This is a genomic window from Pseudomonas sp. 28 E 9 (assembly GCF_900004785.1).
GTDB classification, from domain to species: Bacteria; Pseudomonadota; Gammaproteobacteria; order Pseudomonadales; family Pseudomonadaceae; genus Aquipseudomonas; species Aquipseudomonas orientalis_A.
In genome coordinates this window covers 18,731-41,290 of the sequence record NZ_CVTK01000040.1, presented here as the reverse complement: position 1 = coordinate 41,290, position 22,560 = coordinate 18,731, and the positions used below count along the sequence as shown (strand labels likewise).

Below are 22,560 nucleotides of genomic sequence, written 5' to 3'. Positions count from 1 at the left end.
ACTCAATCAGGTGAGTTTAAGGCTCAAATCAATACCAAGCCTTGGTCATCCGGCAACACCCACGTGTTCGGCGGCACAGGGCCCTACGTGCTTGAGGCACACGGCTGCATTGATTATGAGAGTCGCCCGCTCATCCCGATCTTCAGCGGCGACCGCTCCCCGCATGACCGCTGTGTAACAGAGCTACGTTCTGATCGATGCGGCCTTGGATCGTGCGCAAGGTGTCTTGAGTAATAACCTGTGGGCATAGGTTCTCGGCGATGCTTGCAAACCGGCTCGCCACATCGCAAATGCCGTCAATCATTCTGCCGGCAACGTCCAGGGGCACCTCGGCTTCCTCGGCAAGCCGAAGCATTTGCGTGCGGGAAATCGACAGGGCTTCCCCCATCACATCCATCTGGTGATATCCACTTGGCCCCTCGCAGAAGGTCACGTCGTAAGCCGGCGACAGTCTCCACTGACCGTCTTGCGACATGATGTAGGCAAAGTTCTTGGGATGATCGTCTCTGTTGTTGAACGCGACATTGAAGACGGCACGTTCGAAGGCCACCGCCATCTCTCGCACGTCGTTGGTACACATCTGTGTTGCCCGCAAGAAGTTGACGTAGTCCAACACCCCCGGAGACCGGTAATTTGCCCCCGTAAAGGCCGCCAGGCTTTGCATGGGTACGCGCAGACCATCCCGACGGTCAAATCGCTTACTGGCAAACGCTGCCAACCCATTAGGCAGACTGAAGTACTGCGTGTCAGGGGTCTCGATGCCGCACATGCGCAGGCACTCGGCGTAGACCATTTCGATAGCGCACACCTCGGCATGCTCTTCTTTCGCCGGGAACTTGACCAACCAAGCTTCGAAGCCCGCCGTAACGGCAGTGGTAAAACGGCCAGTTTCCGGATCGCGATAGACGAGGGCCTTAGGCCTTGCACCTTGAGGCGAGCCACCCACCAGCAGCAACGTCTGCAGGAACTCGCCACCGTCTCCATGGAGCACTTCCTGCACTTGGGCGGCAAGCTGCTCCAGCGGGATATGGACTTCAGACTCCTGCCCTTCTGGTGCCACGGGCTCAAACGTTATGGCCCCCATTGCATTGCTACCGATGTAGGCTAGCCGTTCCAGTGAGCCGATGCGCGCCGTGGTGAGTCCGCGGCGCCTGAACATACGGTCCATCAGTAACATGCCCCACCCATCGGGCAAGGAGTCGTAAACAGGCCCTGGCAAGTACAGTTGGTGGTCTGGAAAATCCTGGCGCAACCGAGCCCCCACCAACGGGAGCGTGTAGGAGGACAGTTCCAAGCCCCTTTGCCTGGCTTCATTGCTGTACTCGAACACGATCAGCGGGCGACCGGTCAAGGCGGTGGTGGAGACCAGCGTCCCCCATTGCCATCGCTCACCCCAGCCCTCGTAGAAGACGTTCACCTGCTCAAGCATTGCCGGACTTCCTCTTTGAACGGAGACGATTGGCGCTGTTTTCGTAGCGCCGAATATCCTCGATGCTGTCCAGCTTTGGCAGGAACAGGCCTTCAAGTTCCTTGGTTCGACCAAGAGCCATCGCCACACGAACGACGTTCTCGAATCCGACATTGCGCCCTGCTTCAAGGTTGGACACCGTGTTTGTGCCGATGCCGGCACGTCCGGCCAAGTCGGCTTGTGTCATGTCCAGCGCCAAGCGCTCTGTGCGCAAGCGATCGCAGAGGCGCTTGACGACTTCGCTCGGCTTGCTGAAGCTTAAATCCAACATAGTGTGTACCTAGCCCATTCTGTGCCAGTTAGTTCCCAAAATTATAGAATTAACGCATAGCCCCATCAAGCGACTTAATTCACTAAATCTGTGCCTTATCGCCTAATTTCCAGCTTTAGCCACAATTTACTGGACTTATCTACCATAAAGCCAAAGGGCCGGGAGAACTATTGGGGCCTGCTCAGAACCGTATTTTGGATGAAGGCTTGCCTTCCGCCTGAGCCCGGTGAGCGTTGGGGGCAAAAATGGGGGCAAGCTAAAAATTTCTCGACCTGAAACCGCCGTCCCAGAGCCAAGTCAAAAGGTTCTTTGGGGACCCTGAGAGTCTTTAGGGTTCGTCTGAAAGGCTATGCGGCTAGTGATGTGCTGTACGCATCTCAGTCGTCAGCGACTCTCCAGCCATCCATTTCAAGACACGCTGACGGGCCAACCTTTATGCGTGAGTGAGGTACCAGCGCCAGTCCTGTTCTCCGACTTCAGCATTGAATTGACGGAACTCGCGCCACTTGATCGCCAGGAACACCTTCAGGAACTCAGCGCCCAGCGCCTCGCGTGCCCAGGTTGAACGTTGCAGTGCCTGCAACGCTGTCAGCCAGTCGGTGGGTAGAAAATCGGTCGCCTGTTCATAGCCATTGCCCACAATCGCCTCGCCAGGATCGCTCTGATGCGTGATGCCGTGGTGAATGCCCGCCAGTAACGCGGCAGCGGCGAGATAGGGGTTGGCATCGGCACCGCAAATGCGGTGTTCGATGTGCCGACTGATCGCGGGGCCACCGGGCACGCGGAACGACACCGTACGGTTGTTGACGCCCCAGCTTTTGGCCAGCGGCGCGTAACTGCCGGTCTGGAACCTGCGGTAGGAGTTGGCATGGGGGCAAAATATCGCCAGAGAGTCGAACAAGGTTGCCATCATCCCGCCAATGGAGTGACGCAACAGCGGCGTACCCTGTGGGTCTTCGCTCGCATACAGGTTGTTGCCCTGCTCGTCGGCCAGGCTGACGTGCAGGTGCAGACCGCTGCCGGCCTGGTCGCTGAATGGCTTGGCCATGAAACACGCTTGCAGCCCGTGTTTGTTGGCCACACCCTTGACCAGGCGTTTGTAACGTACGCCTTCATCAATGGCCTGGAGTGCGTCGAAACGATGCTCCAGCGTCAACTCGAGCTGGCCCGGCGCATACTCGGAGATCGCCGTGCGCACCGGTAACCCTTGCAGCGCGCACGCTGCGTAGAGGTCATCAAGAAACGGTTGAACCTGCTCGAGTTCGTATACGCCATACACCTGCGGAGCCACCGGACGTACGCCATTGGTTTGCTGCGCCGGCTGCGGTCGCCCGTTGACGTCGCGCTGTTGGTCCAGCAGGTAGAACTCCAATTCCACGGCCATGACCGGATGGAAGCCATCGGCTTTGAGCCGCTCGATGGTGTTCACCAGCACATGACGCGGGTCCGCCGGTGCGGCGGGAATACCTTGGGTTGGGTGCATGCTGACCTGCACTTGACCGGTGGGATGGGTGCGCCAGGGTTGCACGGTCAGGCTTCCCGGCAAGGGGTAGCTCCAGCAATCAGCGTCAGCGACATCCCAGACCAGGCCAGTGTCGTCCACGTCCTCACCCTGCACGGTCAGGGCAAGAATGGAACTTGGCAGCGGCCGCCCAGTGTCGTAGATCGCCAGCAGCTCATTACGATGCAACAGTTTGCCCCGTGGAACGCCATTCGCGTCGATCAGGAACAACTCGATGCTCAGCACTTCAGGGTGGGCGGCCAGATAATCCAAGGCCTCTTTTTTATCCGCAAATTGCATGTCAAACCTCTTGGCGCTCATTCAAGCGACTGGCAGTATTTAAGAACAATGGCGTTTTCAGACGTGCCGTTATGAAGCGATAACCCGCGCGCCAGGGAGAGCAAGCAACGTCGTCAACGCGTTATCCAGCGCCTCGATCAGCCTGTCGACATCCGCATGGCTTGTTTGCGGACAGCACAGGGTCATGTTGTGAAAAGGCGTGATCAGGATGCCGCGATTGATCAGGTACAGGTGCAGCGCCATTTGAAGGCTGTCATGAAAAGCCGCCTCGGCTTGCGCACCGGTCCTGGGCGAGGTGGCACAGAATTGAAACTCACAACGGGCCCCCAATTCTGTGACCGACCAGTTCAGTAGGTGCTGCTTGAACAAGTACCGAAGTCCCTGAGCCAATCCCGAGGCAAGAGGCAACATATGTTGGTAGGCGGACTCTGTCATGACCTCTTCGAGGCTGACGCGCATGCAACGCATCGCCAGCGAGTTGGCGGACAGCGTGGTTCCCATACCGCTGTGGCCATGCCCGCTACTCTCTTCACTGACCGTTTTCTGCACGTCGCGCATGGCCAGGGCAACCTGCTCGGTCACGCCAAACACCGCGCAAGGTATGCCCCCCGCGATGGGTTTACCCACCACGAAAAAGTCGGGTTTCAACTCCCATTGGCGGGTGCATCCACCCAGGCCTGTGGAAATAGTGTGGGTCTCATCAATGACCAACAGGCTGCCGTATTTGAGGGTCAACTCTCGGCACTTCTGCATGAACCCCGGATCGGGCAGCACCATGCCTATGTTCGTCATCGCCGGCTCGCACATCAGCGCGCACACATCGCCCTGGCCTAAAGCAGCCTCCAGTGCGTCGACATCGTTGAAGGGGATGGATCGACTGTATTGAGTCAAGTCGTAGGCCTGGCCTACAAGACCTGCACGGGGCACTGTTTTGCCGTCGCGGCAGCGCACCATGACGTCATCCACGGTACCGTGATAGCAGCCGTCGAACACCAGCAAGACGTTGCGTTTGGTCATCGCGCGCGCCCAGCGCAACACATAACGGTTGGCGTCCGTCGCAGTGGCGGTCACCTGCCAGTAAGGCAGCCCGAATCGCTCAGCCAGCAACTCGCCGCAGACCACCGCGTCTTCGCCAGGCAGCATCGTGGTCAAGCCATTATTGGCCTGCTCGGCGATGGCGCGAGCGACAGGATCAGGTGAATGGCCAAACATGGTGCCGGTGTCGCCCAGGCAAAAGTCGATGTATTCATGACCGTCAACATCGGTGAAGCGTGCCCCTTTGGCGCGCTGGACGAAAAGCGGCGAAGGCATCGACCAATCGCTCATCCAGTGCATGGGCACACCGTTGAACAGATTCGCTTTGGCGCGCTCGGCCAGCGCCAGTGAAGTTGGGTTCCTTTCTATAAAACGGGCACGCTCGGAGGCGGTAAAAGCAGCAATTGCTGATTCACTAATTCCACTTTTCGACATGATCAATACCCCATGTTAATTATCAAATTAATTAAAAGTCCGTTGCTGAATGACAGCCGGATACGGCTCAAAGAACTCATTCAAACTTAATAATCGCCGTGAGGGGCTTTGTTCTCGACCAGACAGTTACCGCCATCCACCACAAGGACTTCCCCTGTGATGTAACTGGCGTCAGGCGATGCCAGGAAGGCAACCGCCGCCGCCACTTCGCGGGGGCTGCCTGCGCGCCCTATCGGGGTGAAGCGCCCTGCCTCGGCCTCAACGGGCGTGGTTGAGCCCGTGGTGATCCAACCGGGGGCCACGCTGTTGACGGTAATCCCCTGCCTGGCGACTTCAAGCGCAAGCCCCATGTTCATGCCCACCATCGCTGCCTTGGCGGCGCTATAAGCGGCTTCCCCCGGATTGCTCCCCAGGGTGCCCGTGGTGGAACTGATATTGACAATGCGCCCGTAACTTCTCGCCTTCATACCGGGTAACACGGCTCGGGTCAGCAGAAAGGCAGTGGTCAGGTTTCGGGCCAGCGAAAGGTTCCAGTCATGCAGTTCCATCGTCGCCAATTCCGAGAAAATCTCGGGGCTGCCGTGCATGGACATACCGGCATTGTTCACCAGAATATCGACCCGCCCCCAAACCGACTCTGCCCATAGGCTGAAGTCACGCACCTGACTTTCATCGGTAAGATCAGTTGGCCGACCTTCAACTTCAAAGCCTTCAAGGCGCAGCTCTTCAACCCGGTCCGCAATGCGGTTGCTACTGGCAGTGATGATCAACTTCGCCCCGGATGCACCGAGTCTGCGAGCAATAGCCATACCGATCCCGGATTCACTCCCGGCACCGCTGACAAGTGCCACATGCCCCCTCAATTCTTGACCCAACATGGTGTGCCCCACGTATTTAATTTGAAAGAGACTAGAAACTAGGCGAATAAACCTGATACATAAAGACGATCATCATCAGAAAATCTGACAACCCCTATGGCGTTTACCAGTGAGTCACTTAAAATTTTCCTCTCGGTCATCGACAGCGGATCCTTTTCGGCGGCGGCGCGAAAGTTAGGCCGGGTGCCCTCGGCCATCAACATGGCGGTGTCGCAGCTTGAAGCCGAGCTGGACTTGTTGCTTTTTGACCGATCAACCCGCAAAGCCATTCCTACGGCCGCCGCCAAAGCACTTGAGCCCCAGGCACGACAGGTCGCCAGCCAGCTGAACCTGCTGGACGCCCATGCGCTGCAGCTTCATCAGGGGTTGGAAGAGCGCTTGGTCCTTGCGATGGCGCCGGAGTTGCAAACAGGCATCTGGAATCGTCCGCTCTCCATTATCGCCAGGGAGTTCCCCACGCTTGAAATCGAGATTCGCTCCGCGTCCCATCCGGAGGCTATGCGCATGCTCCATGAAGGGCGTGTGCAATTGGCGCTTGGGTTCGAACGACCAGGGCTTGACGAGCGCGAGACATTTCTTGAGGCGGGGAGCCAGCTGTTAATCGCGGTTGCTGCTCCAGATCACCCTGCGGCCGCCGGCAAGAAAAGCCCCTTGAGTGAGGAGCAACTGGTCAACGTTCGGCAGATCATCGTCGCTACAGGAGGACCTGCAGATTCTGACCCACGTGTTGTGCTGTCGCGGCGGATTTGGCACAGCGACAATTATCTGGCCACGCTGGACCTGGTGCAGCAGGGATTGGGTTGGGCTTATCTTCCAAAATCGCTGGTACACCCTCTCATCACGTCAGGCGCATTGACGGAGGTGGTGTTTGACTACATGCCGAGTCAGATGCGGCTTTGGGTCGATATCATCTGGGTAAAAAACCGGCCCCTGGGACTGGGCGCGCTTCGTTACCTGAGCCTGATACGCGAAATTGCACAGGGCGAGCCTCGCCGTGTTTGATGAGTAAAAGTGCACATTGAGGCTGGCGGCGGTGCCCATTCGCAGTAAAAACAGCCACCGCCGACTCATCAATTCCACTGTCCGCTATGTTCATAACCTCTTGTTAAAGATCGGCATCAATGAGCAACTGTCAGTTTCCAGCGGAGACGCCGCAATCAATCGCCATGTCCGCACCAGTGATGGATCGCGCACCGGGTTGGGACAGGAAAAACGCCAGCCCGGCAACTTCTTCCGGCTGGATAAATCGGGCACGGGCACCTTGGGGGTACTTGTCCAACAGATCCTGATAGTAGGCCTGAGGGTTTCCCTGCCCATATTGAGTGGCTTGAAATTTGAGCATTGGGGTTTCGATATCACCTGGAGAAATAGCGTTGCAGCGCACGCCAAAGGGTGCCAGGTCCAATGCCAGGGTTTTTGTCAGCAGGGTCACGCCGCCCTTGCTTGCGCAATAAGCTGCGGCGTTTCGATTGCCTTGCCGGCCGGCATCGCTTGAAATATTCAGGATCGAACCCTCTGATAATTTCAGATGGGGAATAGCGGCTGAGCACATGAAGAACGTAGCCTTCAGGTTCACGTCCAGAACAAGATCGAAATCCTCTTCGGTAAACTCTTCAACCGGACCTTCGCGCCATACTCCCGCAGCGTTGATCAATACATCCAGCCGGCCCATCGCCATAAGGGCTGCATTAACGGCCGCAGCACACACAGCGGGTTGGCGGATATCACCGCAAAAAATGCCTGACACCTGATATTCAATCTGTAAGTCTGCAAGCTTTTTCGCGTCCAGATCTGTCGCGAAAACCTTGAAGTCTTCATTTAAAAAACGCTCAACCAGCGCACGACCAACACCACCTGCTGCGCCAGTGATCAGTACAGTTCGAGGGGCCATGTAACCTCCTGCCAAGGTAGAGTTCAAGAACATGTGGGGTGCATCCGGACTCAAGGAGCCTTGTTCTCGACCAAGTAACTTCCACCCGCCCCGACTGACAATCGCCACGTAATCCAGCCGATAGCTGGTTTGCATCATATTCGCCAGGTTTGGTCGTTGTGGAGCTGGAATTTAGGCGCTTTTATCTGAGAAAAAAAGACGATTAATATCAGAAAAATTGACAATCGCAGGGTATTTACCGTCGAGGTGATAAAGACCCTCCTCTGGTCATGGACGCTGGCTCTTCAGGACGCGTTGTACGAGCAAGGATGCCGCTCACCAAACCGCGATATGCGAATCCGCTCGTGGCTCCGTGCCACCGCACAATACGCCGGTGGCCGGGTCACGCAGGATGATCTGCCCACGCCCGTAGTCGGTCAGGTCGCTGTCGGTCTGCACCTTGTGCCCGCGCCGCGCCAGCGCATTGACCAGGTCGCGGGACGCACCGTGTTCGATGCCGACCTTCATATCGCCCAGCCATTGCCAGCGCGGTGCGTCGAGGGCCGCCTGGGGGTTGAGGCCGAAGTCCACCAGGTTCATCACCATCTGCACATGACCCTGGGGCTGCATGTAGCCGCCCATCACGCCGAACGGGCCAAGGGCCTCGCCGTCCTTGCTGAGAAAACCCGGGATGATGGTGTGGAAGGTTTTCTTGCCGGGTGCCAGGCAATTGGAGTGGGACTCATCAAGGCTGAATTCCTGCCCGCGGTTCTGCAGGGCGATGCCGCTGTCGGGCAGCACCACGCCGGAGCCGAAGCCGTGGTAGTTGCTCTGGATGAACGAAACCATATTGCCTTCGGCGTCGGCGGTCGCCAGGTACACCGTGCCGCTGGCATGGGGATCGCCGGGCTTGGGTGGCTGGGCCTGCTCGCCGATCTGGCCACGGCGACGGCTGCTGTAGTCGTCGCTGAGCAGGTCGGCCACTGCCACGCGCATGTGCTCAGGGTCGGTGATGTGATGCAGGCCGTCGCTGTAGGCCAGCTTCATGGCTTCCAACTGGCGATGCCAGGTCTGCTGGCTGTCGCGGTGATCGAAGTTGAAGCCTTCAAGGATCTTCAGCGCCATCAGTGCAACCAGGCCCTGGCCGCTCGGCGGGATTTCCCAAACATCCACGCCCCGGTAATTGATGTGGATCGGCTCCACCCACTGCGCGCGGTAATCCTTGAGGTCGCTGGCGCGCAGGTAACCACCGCCGGCGCGCGAATGCGCATCCAGGCGCTCGGCCAGAGCGCCGCGATACAGGCTTTCGCAGCCGGTGGCGGCGAGTTCTTCCAGGGTACGGGCCTGGGCCGGGTTGCGGAAAATCTCCCCCGCCTTGGGCGCGCGCCCGTCGATCAGGAAGGTGTCGAACCAGGCTTGCAGCACGTCATCGCGGTGCGGGCTGAATTCGTTCAAGGAGATCTGCCATTGATGGGCAACCACCGGCGACAACGGGAAACCGTCGCGCGCCAGGCTGATGGCCGGCTGCAGCAAATCGGCAAACGGCAATTTACCGAAGCGCTTGGACAACTCGGCCCACGCCGACGGGCAACCGGGCACCGTCACCGAGGTCCAGCCGTACAGCGGCATCTGTTGATGCCCCGCCGCCTTGACCGCCTCGATACTCAAGGCGGCCGGCGCATGGCCGTTGCCGTTCAGGCCATGCAACTGCCCCTTGCACCACACCAGTGCAAAGGCATCGCCGCCGAGGCCACAACCGGTGGGCTCGACCACCGTCAGCGCGGCGGCAGTGGCGATGGCGGCATCAATGGCGTTACCGCCCTTCTGCATGATTTCGATGCCGGCCTGAGATGCCAGCGGTTGCGAGGCGGCGACCATGCCTCGACGCGCGAACACGCTCTGGCGTTGCGAGGAATAGGGGTATTCGTGAGCGGAAAATTTCAACATGGCAAAGGCTCTTCAAAAAAGGTCATAACACGCGGCTGAGAAACGCTCGGGTACGCGGATGGCTGGGACGGCTGAAAATCTGCTCCGGCGGCCCTTGTTCGATCAATTCACCCTGATCGAGCACCACCACGCGGTCGGCCACTTCACGGGCAAAGCCCATTTCGTGGGTGACCACCACCATGGTCATGCCCTCCTCGGCCAACTCCTTCATTACCTGCAGCACTTCGCCGACGGTTTCCGGGTCGAGGGCGCTGGTGGGTTCGTCGAACAGCATCGCCTGGGGTTTCATCGCCAGTGCACGGGCAATCGCCACCCGTTGCTGCTGGCCCCCGGAGAGCATCGACGGATAGTGGCTGGCCTTGTCCGCCAGGCCGACCCGCGCCAGCAAGCCCCGCGCCTGTTCCAGCGCCTGGGCACGCGGCACACCAAGCACCTGGATCGGTGCTTCGATGATGTTTTCCAATGCAGTCATGTGCGGGAACAGGTTGAAGCGCTGGAACACCATGCCGATGTCGCGGCGCTGACGGGCGATGTTGCGCTCTGAATCGCGCACCAGGCTGCCATCGGCGCGTTCGCGATAGCCCATGGCGCGGCCGTTGACGCGAATGCGCCCGCCCTGGATGTCTTCCAGCAGGTTGATGCAGCGGATAAAGGTGGTCTTGCCGGAGCCGGAGGCGCCGATCAGCACTACCACTTCGCCGCGCCGCACTTGCAGGGAGATGCCCTTGAGGATCTGCAACTCGCCGAACGACTTCTGGATATCCTGTGCGTCAATGATCAGCTCTTCACTTTGGTGCGCCATGGTTAACGTCCCCTCAGCAGTTTCAGGGTGCTGCGACCGAACATGCGGCTGGCGGCAGGAGGTGGCGCCGAAGGTCGATCGGACTGGCCGAAACGGTTTTCGAGCCAGCGTTGGAAAAAGCCCCACAGCGTGGTCAACGTCAGGAAGTAAATCGCGACGACCAGGTACAACTCGAACACGCGAAACGTCGCCGAGGTCACCATCTGCGTGCTGAGCAACAACTCCTGCACGCCGATCACGCTCACCAGCGTGGTGTTCTTGAGCATCACATTGAACTCATTGCCCAGCGGCGGCACGATCACCCGAAACGCCTGGGGCAGCACAATGCGCCGCATCAGCTTGCCGAACCCCATGCCCAGGGAACGCCCGGCTTCGTATTGGCCCTTGTCCACCGCGCCGATACCGGCGCGGATGATTTCGGCCATGTACGCGCCTTCATTCAGGCCCAGGGCGATGATCGCCGCCTGGATATTGCCGGGGATGATCAACCCGAACAGCTCGATGTCCTCGAAGCGGAAGATCCCGCCCGCTGCCAGTGCGGTGTACAAAAACACGATCTGCACCAGCAGCGGCGTGCCGCGCATCAGCCACACATAAAGGCGTACCGGCAGGTGCAGCAGCGGGTTCTTCGACAGGCGCAACAGCGCCGCCGCCAGGCCCAGCGCACAGCCGAGCAGCATCGCCAGCACGCTGATCAGGCACGTCAGCCACAGCCCGGTGAGGTAGACCCCACTGGGCTGCAGCAGGTATTGCCAGAACACATCCCAATTGAAATTCATCGTGGTAGAACCTCAGTCGAGTGTGTCGCTGCTGACATGCCATTTGTTGAGCAATTGCACATAGCTGCCGTCGCTGCGCATGTCGCTGATGATCTGCTGCACGGCGGCGGTCAGTTGCGGGTCGTCCTTGCGCATGCCCAGGCCGGTGAGGATGCGGCTGAACGCAGGCACCCCTTCCTGAAACAGCTCCGGGGCCATCGCCGCGTAGTAACCGGCGGTTTCCACGGTGGTGCCGTAGGCGTCGACCTGGCTGATGCGCAGCGCCTGGAACGCATCGGTGTCGGTGTTGTAGACCACCAGTTTCATCGGTGGCTTGCCGGCCTTGGCGAGGCTCTCGTTCTGGGTGTCGAGCAGGGTCTTGATGGTAGAGCCGTTGAGCACCGCCACCTTGTGCGCAGACAGGTCATCCAGGGTCTTGATGCCTTTGGGATTGCCCTTGGGCACCACCACCGCCTGGCTGGAGTACATATAGTTGACGATGTCGATCACCTGGCGGCGCTCGGGCTTGTCGAACAACTGGTCGACGATCATGTCGCACTGCTGGGCAAGCAGCGCCGGCACCAAGCCGGAAAACGGAATGACCCGCCATTGCACGGTTTTATTGCCCAGGCGCTTGGCGATTTCCAGGCCCAGGTCGACGGTCAGCCCACGCGGTTTCTGGGATTCGTCGAAGGACACCAGGGGCGGTGAATCCATCCCCGAGCAATAGGTGAGTTTGTCGACGCCCTTCAGGCGCTCAGGCACCTGGACTGCGGCGCTCGCCCATTGTGTACAGAGACCCAGGGTTACAGCCACCAGCAAGGCGCGGTGTTGTTTATGCATGACCAGACACTCCACTTCGTTAAATAACGGGGCAGGAATCAACGTCTAACCAAGGACGGGTTGGGACCCGCCTCTTTTATTTTTCCAATTGCAGAAATTGAATCAGCAGCGGCACGGTGCTTTCGATGTGTTCGCGTACCACAGCTTCGGCACCGGCGGCGTCACCGGTGCGAATCGCGTCAAGGATTACGGCGTGTTCCTGGCGCGCGCTGAGGGGCTTTTCGCTGTGATGCAGCCACAAGCGCATGGGCGCTTCCACCAGCGAATACAACGCCGAAATCTGCTTCAGCAAGCGTGGCCGGCCGCTGAGCCCGCACAAGTATTCGTGAAAGGCACGGTGGCGACGGACCCACGCGGCGCTCTCGTCGCGGTAGTCATCCATCTCGTCCAGCAGCCGCTCCAGAGCCGCCATCTGGCGCTCACCGATACGGTTGACCGCAACGCGCACCGCCAGGCCTTCCAGTGCGCTGCGCATCTCGAACACCTCATGCAGCTCATCAATATCCAGACCGCTGACGATGGCACCGCGATTGGGCCGCAGCGTCACCAGGCCCTGGGCATCCAGGCGGCGGAATGCCTCACGCACCGGCATGCGGCTCATGCCAATCTCGCCGGCGATATCCTCGGCGATCAGGCGATCGCCCTTGCGGAAACGACCGCCGCAGATGGCGTCGAGGAGGAAGTTGTAGGCCTCCTCCTCGGCAGTGAGGGGCTGGCGGTCAACGTAAGCGGGGGCAAATTGCATTGGCGGCCTCTTTGTATTTTTGTATCCAATTATCCACGAATACAATAATGCATAACGCGCGCCAACAGCTCGCGCACCACGTTACTCATTGATTTAAATGAAGTCTTCTGTTCGGGTGGGGAACATTGCGCAAATCGGGTAAAGCGCTTTGCTACTAAATGACGCAGCAACTTTCCATTTCTGCGCAAAAAAGTAGCGGATGTCCGTTGAGGCCCTGGTGACGCCTGATGATCTGCACAGGGTATTTTTTGGCAGACCTTTTTTGCCATCAGCGCACCAGACGCCTCCCTCTCAATGGATCCAGTAAAATCTCACTGATCGATAATCGCCCAAAATATCCTTAAAACCACTGATTAATAAATTGACTCACGGCAGCTATGGAAATTTAATGGATCCATTAAAAAAAAATAATTAACCAGCCAGAGAATTGCCATGTACCCCAAAAACACTTGGTACGTCGCCTGCACACCCGATGAAATCGCCCAAAAACCCTTGGGTCGGCAGATCTGCGGTGAAAAAATGGTGTTTTATCGTGGCCCGGAAGGCAGCGTCGTAGCCGTCGAGGACTTCTGCCCCCATCGCGGCGCACCGCTTTCACTGGGTTATGTCGAAAATGGCAACCTGGTGTGCGGCTATCACGGCCTGGTCATGGGGGCCGACGGTAGGACCGTCGAAATGCCCGGGCAGCGGGTGCGTGGTTTTCCGTGCAACAAGACCTTCGCCGCAGTTGAACGCTATGGTTTTATCTGGGTATGGCCCGGCGATCAGGCGGTTGCCGACCCGACGCTGATTCATCACCTGGAATGGGCAGTGAGTGACCAGTGGGCGTACGGCGGCGGGCTGTTTGATATCCAGTGCGATTACCGCCTGATGATCGACAACCTGATGGACCTGACCCACGAAACCTACGTCCACGCTTCCAGCATCGGCCAAAAGGAAATTGATGAAGCGCCTCCCGTCACCACGGTTGAAGGCGACCAGGTCATCACCGCCCGGCACATGGAAAACATCATGGCTCCGCCGTTCTGGCGCATGGCCCTGCGCGGCAACAACCTCGCCGACGATGTGCCGGTGGACCGCTGGCAGATCTGTCGCTTCACCCCGCCCAGCCACGTGCTGATCGAAGTCGGCGTGGCCCACGCCGGCAAGGGTGGCTATCACGCAGCGCCCGAACACAAGGCGGCAAGCATCGTGGTCGACTTCATCACCCCGCAGACCGAGACGTCGATCTGGTATTTCTGGGGCATGGCGCGCAACTTCAACCCTCACGATGAGGCGCTGACCGCCAGCATTCGCGAAGGCCAGGGGAAGATTTTCAGCGAAGACCTGGAGATGCTCGAACGTCAGCAGCAGAACCTGCTGGCCCACCCGCAACGCAACCTGCTCAAGTTGAATATCGATGCCGGCGGCGTGCAGTCGCGCAAAATCCTGGAGCGACTGATTGCCCGGGAACGCACCCTCGAACCACAGCTGATCACGACCACCACCGCCTGAACGGCGCGACAACTCTGCGAGGACCGAACATGATCGATGTGATGGTGGTATCCCGTAATAACGAGGCCCAGGACATTTGCAGCTATGAACTGGCCAGGGTCGATGGCCAGCCGCTGCCCGCCTTCAGTGCCGGCGCGCACATTGACGTGCATCTGCCGGACGGGCTGGTACGCCAGTATTCGCTGTGCAATCACCCCGAGGAGCGTCATCGCTATCTGATCGGCGTACTCAACGACCCGGCCTCTCGCGGCGGCTCGCGCAGCTTGCACGAGCAGGTACACGAGGGCGCCCACCTGACGATCAGCGAACCACGCAATCTATTCCCCCTGGCCCATGAAGCACGACGCAGCCTGCTGTTCGCCGGCGGCATCGGCATCACCCCGATCCTGTGCATGGCCGAGCGCCTGGCCCATGCAGGTGCCGACTTCGACCTGCATTACTGTGCCCGCACCAGTGAGCGTGCGGCGTTTGTACAGCGGCTCAAGGCGTCACCGTTTGCCGAGCGAGTGTTCCTGCATTTCGATGAGCAGCCCCACACGGCCCTCAAGACAGCCGAGGTGTTGGCTGCGCCCGCGGACGATGTGCACCTGTATGTCTGCGGCCCCGGCGGTTTCATGCAACACGTGCTCGACAGCGCGCGGGCGCAGGGCTGGCAGGAGAACTGCCTGCATCGCGAGTACTTCTCGGCGGCGCCAGTGGACAACAGCCTCGACGGGAGCTTTGCGGTGAAGCTCGGCAGCAGCGGCCAGGTCTTCACGATCCCCGCCGACAAGACCGTGGTCCAGGTCCTGGAAAGCCAGGGCATCGAGATTGCCGTGTCCTGCGAACAAGGGATCTGTGGCACCTGCCTGACCCGTGTGCTGGACGGCATCCCGGAGCACCGCGACCTGTTCCTCACCGAGCAGGAACAGGCGCTGAACGACCAGTTCACGCCCTGCTGCTCACGCTCGAAAACCCCACTGTTGGTGCTCGACATCTGAACCGTGTCACGACGCGGGCAAAATCACCTTCATGCGCGCGTCGGCGGTGGCTGAACTGAAGATCTCGGCATAACGCAACGTCGCATTGGCGTGTTCGCGCATGATGGCTTCGGCTCGCGCGCCCTGGCGATTGACCAGGGCATCGAACACCGAGTGATGCTGCATGTGGGCATAGTTGAAGCGCCGGTATTCACGGGCCATGTCCTCACGATCCACCGCCAGCGCGGTCACCGATGCGAATGGCAGGTGATCATTGCGGGCCAGCGCATCCGTGATCGCCGGGTTGTGGCTGCCCTCCACAATGACCTGGTGAAAGCGCATGTTCAGGTCGTGGTAAACCTCAAGGTCATCTTCGGTCACGTAGCCTTTATCGAACAGTTGGTCGCCTTCCACCAGGCAGCGCTCCAGCGCCGCACGCGCCGCATCGGAAAGACCATGCTCGGCGGCTTGCCGCGCAGCCAGGCCTTCCAGCACACCGCGCACTTCGACGGCGCCGGCAATGTCACTGGGGCTGACCGACCGCACCTGATAGCCGCGCCCGCCAAACGGCACCAGCAGCCCTTCCTGCTCAAGGGTACGGAACGCCATGCGCACCGGCATGCGCGACACACCAAAGCGTTGCGCCGTAGGGATTTCCATCAGGCGCTCCCCCGCCACCAGCTCCCCGCTGGCAATCATTTTGCGCAGTGCAACCAGCACCAATTGACCGGGCTTACTCATCCAGGCAACTTCCAGAAAACGTGGCCTGCCATAGTACCGCAAGCATCCGATCCCGTCAGACGAACGCCAGTGCGGCGCGCGCCCCCTCTATGGCACCCAGGTGTTTCGCCAGCCCTGCTCGGTGAACAAGACCTTGATGATGGGCGTCAGCAAAGGCGCCAACCGGGCCGCCACCTCTTCGGGCCTTGACGGTGCACGCATCTGCACACGCTCGATTGCATATCGCGCAGGGGCGCCTCATAGCTCCACATCGGGACACCTCATCGACAAAAAAGAATCACGCACTCAAGCGCGAAAAGCAGGGTTCTCGATCAGCAGCGCCATGCCCTGCCCGCCGCCCACACACGCCGCGGCAATCCCGTAGCGCAGGTTGTGCAGACGCAGTTGTCGGGCCAGGGACATGACCAGGCGCAGGCCAGTGGCAGCCAGTGGATGCCCGAGTGCCAGCGAGCCGCCCTGGACGTTGAGGCGGGTGCTGTCCAGCTCAAGTTCATGGGCCACCGCCAGCACTTGGGCGGCCTGGGCTTCGTTGATCTCGAAGCGGCCGATGTCATCCAGATTCAACCCGCTGCGTTGCAGCAGCAGACGAATCGCCGGCGCCGGGCCAATGCCCATGAACTCGGGGGCCACGCCGACCACCGCGCTGGCCAGCAACCGCGCCAGGGCCGGCCGCGTGCAGGCCGAGGCGCGGCCCACCAAGGCCGCTGCCGCGCCATCCACCACGGCGCAACTGTTGCCGGCGGTTTGCACGCCGCCGGGATGCACGGCGCGCAAGCGTTTCAAGCTCGCAAGGTCGGTGGGCCGAGGGTGGCTGTCCGCGCTGACGGCACCGGTCCGACGCGCCAGGCTGATGCCTCTGGGCTGGTATCCCTCAAGCTCGAATACCTGGTTATCGACCGCCACCACCTCGTCAACCCAAGCGCCGTCATGCTGCGCCTGCAACGCTCGCTGGTGGCTGGCGCAGGCGTAGCGGTCCACCGCCTCGCGGCCCAGGCCATAACGGCGCGCCAGGTTGTCGGCCGTGGCGATCATGTCCAGGCCCGGGGCCGGGTCATACAAGGCTTCCCACAGAAAATCCTTGAACTGGACCTCACCGCCAAGACGAAAACCGCCCCTGTGGGTGTAAGCCGCGATGGGGTTGCGCGACATGGATTCACTGGCCACACACAAGGCCAGTTGCCCGCCGTCGCGCAGTTGCCCGGCAGCCTGGCGCAACAGTTCGAAACCGGTGGCGCAGATGCGCTGCACCCCCAGTGCCGGGACCGCTTGCGCCACCCCGCTGTACAAGCCGATATGCCGAGGCAGCAAGTAGGCATCGAAACTGGCCTGGGCCATGGAGCCGGCCAGAACGCTGTCCACTGCCTGCGGTTCAATACCCGCACGGGCCAGTACCTCACGGCCCACCTTGATCCCCAGGTCGATGGGTGAGACCTGAGACAGTGCGCCACCCAAGTCAATCCAGGGGGTGCGCACGGCCTCGAGAATCGCCACATCGGCAAATGCCGAATACTGCCCGTTCAAGGTTTCGGCTCGGCACGCAGGATCGTGGCCTCTTCGCCGCGATACAACGCCTCGACCTTGGCCGCGCGCCATTGCAGCACGGCGCGCTGGTTGATCGAACCTTTGTCGGTGATTTCCCCACGATCGATGGACGCCGGCTCGTCGAGCAGGGCAATCCATTCCAGGCGACTGGCATTGCCGGTCACCCCGCGATTGAGGCGTTGCAACCAATCGCCGAACCACTGGCGCACCGGCGCGCTGCCGAGCACGTCGGCGTCGCTGGCGTCGGCGTCCAGGCCCGCCAGCCGACGGCATTCGTAGAGCCTGGGGAACACCAGTGCTCCGAGGCACTCGCGATCGGGGGCGGTAATCACCAGGTCCTGCACATAGGGCGAGCCGTCGAGCACCGCGCGATTGCGCAACGGACCAACGCTGACAAACACCCCGGAAGAGAGCTTGAAATCCTCGGCAATTCGCCCATCGAACATCAGGCCCAGTTGCGGCTGCTGAGGGTCGGCGAGCTTGATCGCGTCTCCTGAACAGTAGAACCCTTGTTCATCGAACACCTCGGCGGTTTGCTGGGGGGCTCGCCAGTATCCCGGCATGATATGCGGCCCGCGAAAGCGCCCTTCGAACTTGCCGTCCACCGGCACCAGGCGCACCTCGCAGCCCGGCGCGGGCAAGCCGATATAGCCGGCCATGGACAACGGCCCGGTGGTGAAGGTGCAGGACGGTGCGGCTTCGGTCATGCCCAGCCCGGCCATCATGCGGATGCGTTCACCGCAGTGCTGTTCGGCTACGCGATCGAGGCGATCCCAGATACTTTGGGACAGGCCGGCGGCGGCGAAGAAGAACAGTTTCATCCGCGCAAAAAAACATTCGCGCAACGCGGCGTCCTGTTCCAGGGCGTTGACCAGTTCTTCCCAGCCCTTGGGCACCGTCAGGTAAGCCGTGGGCGAAATCTCCTTGAGGTTGCGCAAGGTCTGGGCAAAACCCTGGACCGTGGGCTTGCCGTCGTCCAGATAAAAGGTGCCGCCGTTGTAGAGCACGATGCCGACGTTGTGGCTGCCGCCAAAGGTGTGATTCCACGGCAGCCAGTCCACCAGCACCGGAGGCTCCTCACCGAACACCGGAAACGTCTGCAACAGCATCTGCTGGTTGGCGCAGAGCATGCGCTGGGTGGTGATCACGGCCTTGGGCAATTTGGTCGAGCCCGAGGTGAAGAGAAACTTGGCGATGCTGTCAGGACCGGTGGCATTGAAGGCCTGCTCGGCCTCAGCGCCCCCCGGCGTGTGCAGCAGGCTGGCGAAGCTTATCTGGCTGCGCCCGGGCACTTGGCCGCGCACGCAGATCAACGGGGTCTCGGCCGGCAATACCGCCTCGATCGCACGCTGGTAGGCCGCCGCATCGCTGACGAACACCAGCCCGGGTTGCAGCAGGTCACAGACATGCCGCAGCTTGGCGAAATCCTGGGACAACAACGCGTACGCCGGCGAGACCGGGCAGTACGGAATACCGGCGTACATGGCGCCGAGGGCGACCTGCAAATGTTCGATGTCGTTGCCGGACAGCAATGCCAGCGGCTTGTCCGCCGACAGCCCGTAGCTGAGCAGGCCCTGGGCAATCGCGCGCACGCTGTCGAGCATCTCGCGGTAGCTGACACGGCGCCAATCCCCACCGGCCTGGCGTGCCGCGATAAACGTCTGCTCGGGCCGTACCCGAGCCCAATGCACCAGGCGATCGAGCAGGCGCGCCGGCAACTCGGCCAGGGGCTCCAGGGAGCGCATGTGCAACACGCCGTGTTCTTCAGTGACCGCCACCGGCGGGTGGCCGATGGAGACCTCGCGGTATCGCGGTGCGGGCTGGGGTTGCGGTCGGGATTCGGAACTCACAAGGATGTCCTCCAGCAAGGCGGATCACAGCCGCCTTGTTATTGTTATGTCGCGACGCCTGCTCAGATCGGGTAATGCCGTGGCCCGTTCTGCAAGGTCACCCAGCGCAATTGCGTGAAGTGCTCAATGGACGCCTTGCCACCAAAGCTGCCGTACCCACTGGACTTGACCCCACCAAACGGCATCTGCGCCTCGTCATGCACGGTCGGCCCGTTGATATGGCAAATACCCGACTCGACCCGCTGCGCCAGCGCCAGTGCACGCCCGGTGTCGCGGCTGAAGATCGCCGCCGACAGGCCGAACTCGGAATCGTTGGCCAGGCGCAGCAAGGCTTCATCCCCCTCACCACGCAGCAGGACGGCCACCGGGCCAAAGGACTCTTCGCGGTACAGGCGCATGTGTTCGGTGACGCCATCGATCAGGGTCGGCTGCAGGATGCTGCCCTCCAGCTGGCCGCCGATCACCAGCCGCGCGCCCTTGGCCAGGGCATCGTCGATCAGGGCCTTGATGCGTGTGCCGGCGCTGGCATCCACCAGGGAGCCCAGCACCGAATCCGCCGCCGAGGGATCACCCGCTCGCAGGGTCGCGACCTTGGCCGCCAGCTTGGCGGTGAACGCATCGGCGACCCTGGCATCGACGATCAGGCGTTCGGTGGACATGCAAATCTGGCCCTGGTTGAAATAGGCGCCAAAGGCCGCCGCAGCCACAGCGGCGTCAAGATCGGCATCGTCGAGCACCAGCAACGGTGCCTTGCCGCCCAGTTCCAGCAATGCCGGCTTGAGGTGACGGGCCGAGAGTTCGCCGACAATCCGCCCCACGTGGGTCGAACCGGTGAAGTTGACCCGCCGCACGGCCGGGTTGGCGATCAGCCGCTCGACAATCGCGGCGGCATCGGCCGGAGCATTGCTGATGACGTTGACCACGCCATCGCCCAGGCCGGCGTCCTGCAACACCTGGCCGATCAGGCGGTGCACGGCCGGGCTTAATTCCGAGGCCTTGAGCACCACGGTATTACCGCAGGCCAGCGGCATGGCGATGGCGCGCGTGGCGAGGATGACCGGCGCGTTCCACGGCGCGATGCCCAGCACCACACCACACGGTTGACGCAAGGCCATGGCGAAACTGCCGGGGACGTCGGAGGGGATCACCTCCCCCGTGATCTGGGTGGTCATCGACGCTGCTTCGCGCAGCATATTGGCCGCCAGGCGCACATTGAAGCCATACCAGTTGGCCATGGCGCCGGTCTCGCCGGCGGCGGCGATGAATTCGCTGCTGCGCGCCTGCAATTGCTCGGCAGCGTTGAGCAAGCGGGTGCGGCGCTCGTTGGGCGCCAGCGCCGCCCATGCGGGGAACGCGGCGTGGGCGGCGGCGACCGCGGCGTCGGCATCTTCCAGGGTCGCGGCGGCCACTCGGGAGACCACTTCACCGGTCACCGGGTTGCGACGCTCGAAGGTTCGACCGTCACGGGCGGGGCACGACTGGCCGCCGATCAACAGGGGCACGTCCAGCATGGTGATTCCTCTTTATTGTCTTTATCGGGAATACGTTCAAGCAGGGTACAACGGCGCGGCCAGGCGGCCGCGCCCTTCAGCGTTTATACGCCTGCAGGCCAGGCTTGATGCTCTTGTCGTCGAGGAACTGTTTCATGCCCTGCTCACGACCGCCTTCGGTGTCGAGCAGGCGCGACTGGTCGAGCTTGGCGTAGAGGTAATCCTCGTTCTGCTCCCAGGTCAGTTCGCGGCAGCGCTTGAAGCCATGCTTGGCGGCACGCAGCACCACCGGGTTTTTCTCCAGCAGGTTACGCGCCAGTTCGATGGTCACTTCGCGCAGTTGAGCCAGGGGCACGCTTTCGTTGACCAGGCCCATTTCGGCGGCTTTCTGCCCGCCGAAGGTCTTGCCGGTCATGATGTAGTACAGCGATTGGCGATGACCCACGGTGTCGGCCATGGCCTTGCTCACCAGGTTGCCTGGCGGGATGCCCCAGTTGATTTCCGAGAGGCCGAAGGTCGCTTCGTCGGCGCAGATCGCCAGGTCGCACGCCACCAGGGGGCTGAAGCCACCGCCGAAGCACCAGCCATTGACCATGGCGATGGTCGGCTTGGCGTACATGCGCAGCAGTTTCCATTGCCATTGCGAGGCTTCGCGGCGGATTTTTTCCTGGAGGATTTCCGGGCCGGCATCCACCTCGCGAAAGTATTCCTTGAGGTCCATGCCCGCCGTCCAGGCTTCGCCCGCACCGGTGAGGACCAGCACGCCGGCGGCAGGGTCCTGCTCGAGGGTTTCCAGGACGTCGATCATTTCCCGGTTCAGGGTGGGGCTCATGGCGTTGCGTTTTTCCGGACGATTGAGAATGACCCAGGCGATGCCTTCTTCGATCTCAACCTTGACTGTGGTCCAACGGCCTTCGTAATTGCTCATGGCGGTACGCTCTTGTTCTGGGGGTGAAGATGATTCGAAATTAAACCGCAAATATAGTTATGTCAATTAACTATTAATCTAGATAACCAATATTTTTCCTGCTTAAAACCCACGCGTAGCTGGCGCTGTGAAAACCCGGCATAGCCATAGCGCGCCAACACCGGCAAACTAGATAGTCTTATTAACCTGCACCTTATGAGGATTGCACTGCCAATGGCCAAGCCTTCCAACATCGCCACCGCCAGCCAGGCCCTGCCCGACAACGACGAGGTACGGCCGCCGCTGGATTCAGCCCTGGACGATCTGATCGGCTACGCCATGCGCCGCGCCCAGCTCAAGCTGTTCCAGAACCTGATCGGCCGGTTGTCGGACCACGACCTGCGCCCGGCGCAGTTCTCGGCCCTGGCGATCATCGAGCAGAACCCCGGGCTGATGCAGGCCGACCTGGCTCGCGCCCTGGCCATTGAGCCGCCCCAGGTGGTGCCGTTGCTGAACAAGCTGGAAAGCCGCGCCCTCGCCGTGCGGGTACGCTGCAAGCCGGACAAGCGCTCCTACGGGATCTTCCTCAGTAAGAGCGGCGAAACCCTGCTCAAGGAACTCAAGGCAATCGCCGCACAAAGTGACCTGGACGCCACCGCCGCCCTCGACGGCCAGGAACGTGAAGAGCTGCTGCGCTTGCTGAAGAAGGTCTACCAGGACTGAT

General features: G+C 60.9%; 20 protein-coding genes. 4 read left to right on the top strand and 16 right to left on the bottom strand.

Going from position 1 to position 22,560, the window contains the following annotated elements:
- Positions 1-142: 142 nt before the first annotated feature.
- The 5 genes from BFQ00_RS07945 to BFQ00_RS07925 form a co-directional block, all read right to left on the bottom strand.
- Positions 143-1,429 carry a type II toxin-antitoxin system HipA family toxin gene (locus BFQ00_RS07945; RefSeq protein WP_065933113.1) on the bottom strand — a complete coding sequence of 429 codons (1,287 nt, stop codon included), beginning with the start codon at positions 1,427-1,429 and terminating at the stop codon, positions 143-145.
- Positions 1,422-1,739 carry a helix-turn-helix domain-containing protein gene (locus BFQ00_RS07940; RefSeq protein ID WP_057008794.1) on the bottom strand — a complete coding sequence of 106 codons (318 nt, stop codon included), beginning with the start codon at positions 1,737-1,739 and terminating at the stop codon, positions 1,422-1,424. The genes BFQ00_RS07945 and BFQ00_RS07940 overlap by 8 nt, the downstream gene beginning before the upstream one ends.
- Positions 1,740-2,172: 433 nt before the next feature.
- On the bottom strand, positions 2,173-3,540 hold the full coding sequence (locus tag BFQ00_RS07935; protein ID WP_065933112.1) for a glutamine synthetase family protein: 1,368 nt from the start codon (positions 3,538-3,540) through the stop codon (positions 2,173-2,175).
- Positions 3,541-3,609: 69 nt separating this feature from the next.
- Positions 3,610-5,010, bottom strand: coding sequence for an aspartate aminotransferase family protein (locus BFQ00_RS07930; RefSeq protein ID WP_065933111.1), 1,401 nt, complete (start codon positions 5,008-5,010; stop codon positions 3,610-3,612).
- A gap of 86 nt (positions 5,011-5,096) precedes the next feature.
- Entirely contained in the window at positions 5,097-5,888 is a 792-nt protein-coding gene (locus BFQ00_RS07925; protein ID WP_065933110.1) for an SDR family NAD(P)-dependent oxidoreductase, read from the bottom strand.
- A 96-nt stretch (positions 5,889-5,984) separates the two neighbouring features.
- Here BFQ00_RS07925 and BFQ00_RS07920 point away from each other — a divergent pair, with 96 nt between their 5' ends.
- Positions 5,985-6,890, top strand: a complete 906-nt coding sequence (locus BFQ00_RS07920; RefSeq protein ID WP_065933109.1) for a LysR family transcriptional regulator — start codon at positions 5,985-5,987, stop codon at positions 6,888-6,890.
- A gap of 130 nt (positions 6,891-7,020) precedes the next feature.
- Here BFQ00_RS07920 and BFQ00_RS07915 read toward each other — a convergent pair whose 3' ends face one another.
- The 6 genes from BFQ00_RS07915 to BFQ00_RS07890 all read right to left on the bottom strand — a co-directional run bounded on the left by BFQ00_RS07915 (position 7,021) and on the right by BFQ00_RS07890 (position 12,853).
- Positions 7,021-7,779 (bottom strand): SDR family NAD(P)-dependent oxidoreductase, encoded by a 759-nt coding sequence (locus tag BFQ00_RS07915; RefSeq protein ID WP_065888099.1) that lies wholly within the window; start codon positions 7,777-7,779, stop codon positions 7,021-7,023.
- A gap of 315 nt (positions 7,780-8,094) precedes the next feature.
- Positions 8,095-9,705 (bottom strand): gamma-glutamyltransferase family protein, encoded by a 1,611-nt coding sequence (locus BFQ00_RS07910; RefSeq protein ID WP_065933108.1) that lies wholly within the window; start codon positions 9,703-9,705, stop codon positions 8,095-8,097.
- A 22-nt stretch (positions 9,706-9,727) separates the two neighbouring features.
- Positions 9,728-10,507: an amino acid ABC transporter ATP-binding protein gene (locus tag BFQ00_RS07905; RefSeq protein WP_065888097.1), complete on the bottom strand. Its 780-nt coding sequence runs from the start codon at positions 10,505-10,507 to the stop codon at positions 9,728-9,730.
- Positions 10,508-10,509: 2 nt separating this feature from the next.
- Positions 10,510-11,286, bottom strand: a complete 777-nt coding sequence (locus BFQ00_RS07900; RefSeq protein ID WP_003236553.1) for an amino acid ABC transporter permease — start codon at positions 11,284-11,286, stop codon at positions 10,510-10,512.
- 12 nt (positions 11,287-11,298) lie between these two features.
- On the bottom strand, positions 11,299-12,108 hold the full coding sequence (locus BFQ00_RS07895; protein WP_065888096.1) for an ABC transporter substrate-binding protein: 810 nt from the start codon (positions 12,106-12,108) through the stop codon (positions 11,299-11,301).
- A 76-nt stretch (positions 12,109-12,184) separates the two neighbouring features.
- Positions 12,185-12,853: a GntR family transcriptional regulator gene (locus BFQ00_RS07890; RefSeq protein WP_065933107.1), complete on the bottom strand. Its 669-nt coding sequence runs from the start codon at positions 12,851-12,853 to the stop codon at positions 12,185-12,187.
- A gap of 432 nt (positions 12,854-13,285) precedes the next feature.
- Between BFQ00_RS07890 and BFQ00_RS07885 the strand changes: the two genes are divergently transcribed.
- Positions 13,286-14,347: an aromatic ring-hydroxylating oxygenase subunit alpha gene (locus BFQ00_RS07885; protein ID WP_065933106.1), complete on the top strand. Its 1,062-nt coding sequence runs from the start codon at positions 13,286-13,288 to the stop codon at positions 14,345-14,347.
- 29 nt (positions 14,348-14,376) lie between these two features.
- Positions 14,377-15,327 (top strand): PDR/VanB family oxidoreductase, encoded by a 951-nt coding sequence (locus tag BFQ00_RS07880; protein ID WP_065933105.1) that lies wholly within the window; start codon positions 14,377-14,379, stop codon positions 15,325-15,327.
- 6 nt (positions 15,328-15,333) lie between these two features.
- On the opposite strand, the gene BFQ00_RS07875 is transcribed toward BFQ00_RS07880, so the two are convergent.
- From BFQ00_RS07875 to BFQ00_RS07855, 5 genes are all read right to left on the bottom strand, one after another.
- Positions 15,334-16,047 carry a GntR family transcriptional regulator gene (locus BFQ00_RS07875; protein WP_065888092.1) on the bottom strand — a complete coding sequence of 238 codons (714 nt, stop codon included), beginning with the start codon at positions 16,045-16,047 and terminating at the stop codon, positions 15,334-15,336.
- 285 nt (positions 16,048-16,332) lie between these two features.
- A complete protein-coding gene (locus BFQ00_RS07870; RefSeq protein ID WP_065933104.1) occupies positions 16,333-17,568 on the bottom strand; it encodes a thiolase family protein in 1,236 nt (411 codons plus the stop codon).
- On the bottom strand, positions 17,565-19,439 hold the full coding sequence (locus BFQ00_RS07865; RefSeq protein ID WP_065933103.1) for a feruloyl-CoA synthase: 1,875 nt from the start codon (positions 19,437-19,439) through the stop codon (positions 17,565-17,567). Before BFQ00_RS07865 ends, BFQ00_RS07870 begins: the two co-directional genes overlap by 4 nt.
- Positions 19,440-19,501: 62 nt before the next feature.
- On the bottom strand, positions 19,502-20,950 hold the full coding sequence (locus BFQ00_RS07860) for an aldehyde dehydrogenase (protein WP_065933102.1): 1,449 nt from the start codon (positions 20,948-20,950) through the stop codon (positions 19,502-19,504).
- A 76-nt stretch (positions 20,951-21,026) separates the two neighbouring features.
- On the bottom strand, positions 21,027-21,857 hold the full coding sequence (locus BFQ00_RS07855; RefSeq protein ID WP_010567568.1) for a p-hydroxycinnamoyl CoA hydratase/lyase: 831 nt from the start codon (positions 21,855-21,857) through the stop codon (positions 21,027-21,029).
- Between the two features lie 213 nt (positions 21,858-22,070).
- Between BFQ00_RS07855 and BFQ00_RS07850 the strand changes: the two genes are divergently transcribed.
- Positions 22,071-22,559, top strand: coding sequence for a MarR family winged helix-turn-helix transcriptional regulator (locus BFQ00_RS07850; protein ID WP_056858004.1), 489 nt, complete (start codon positions 22,071-22,073; stop codon positions 22,557-22,559).
- Position 22,560 lies beyond the last annotated feature (1 nt).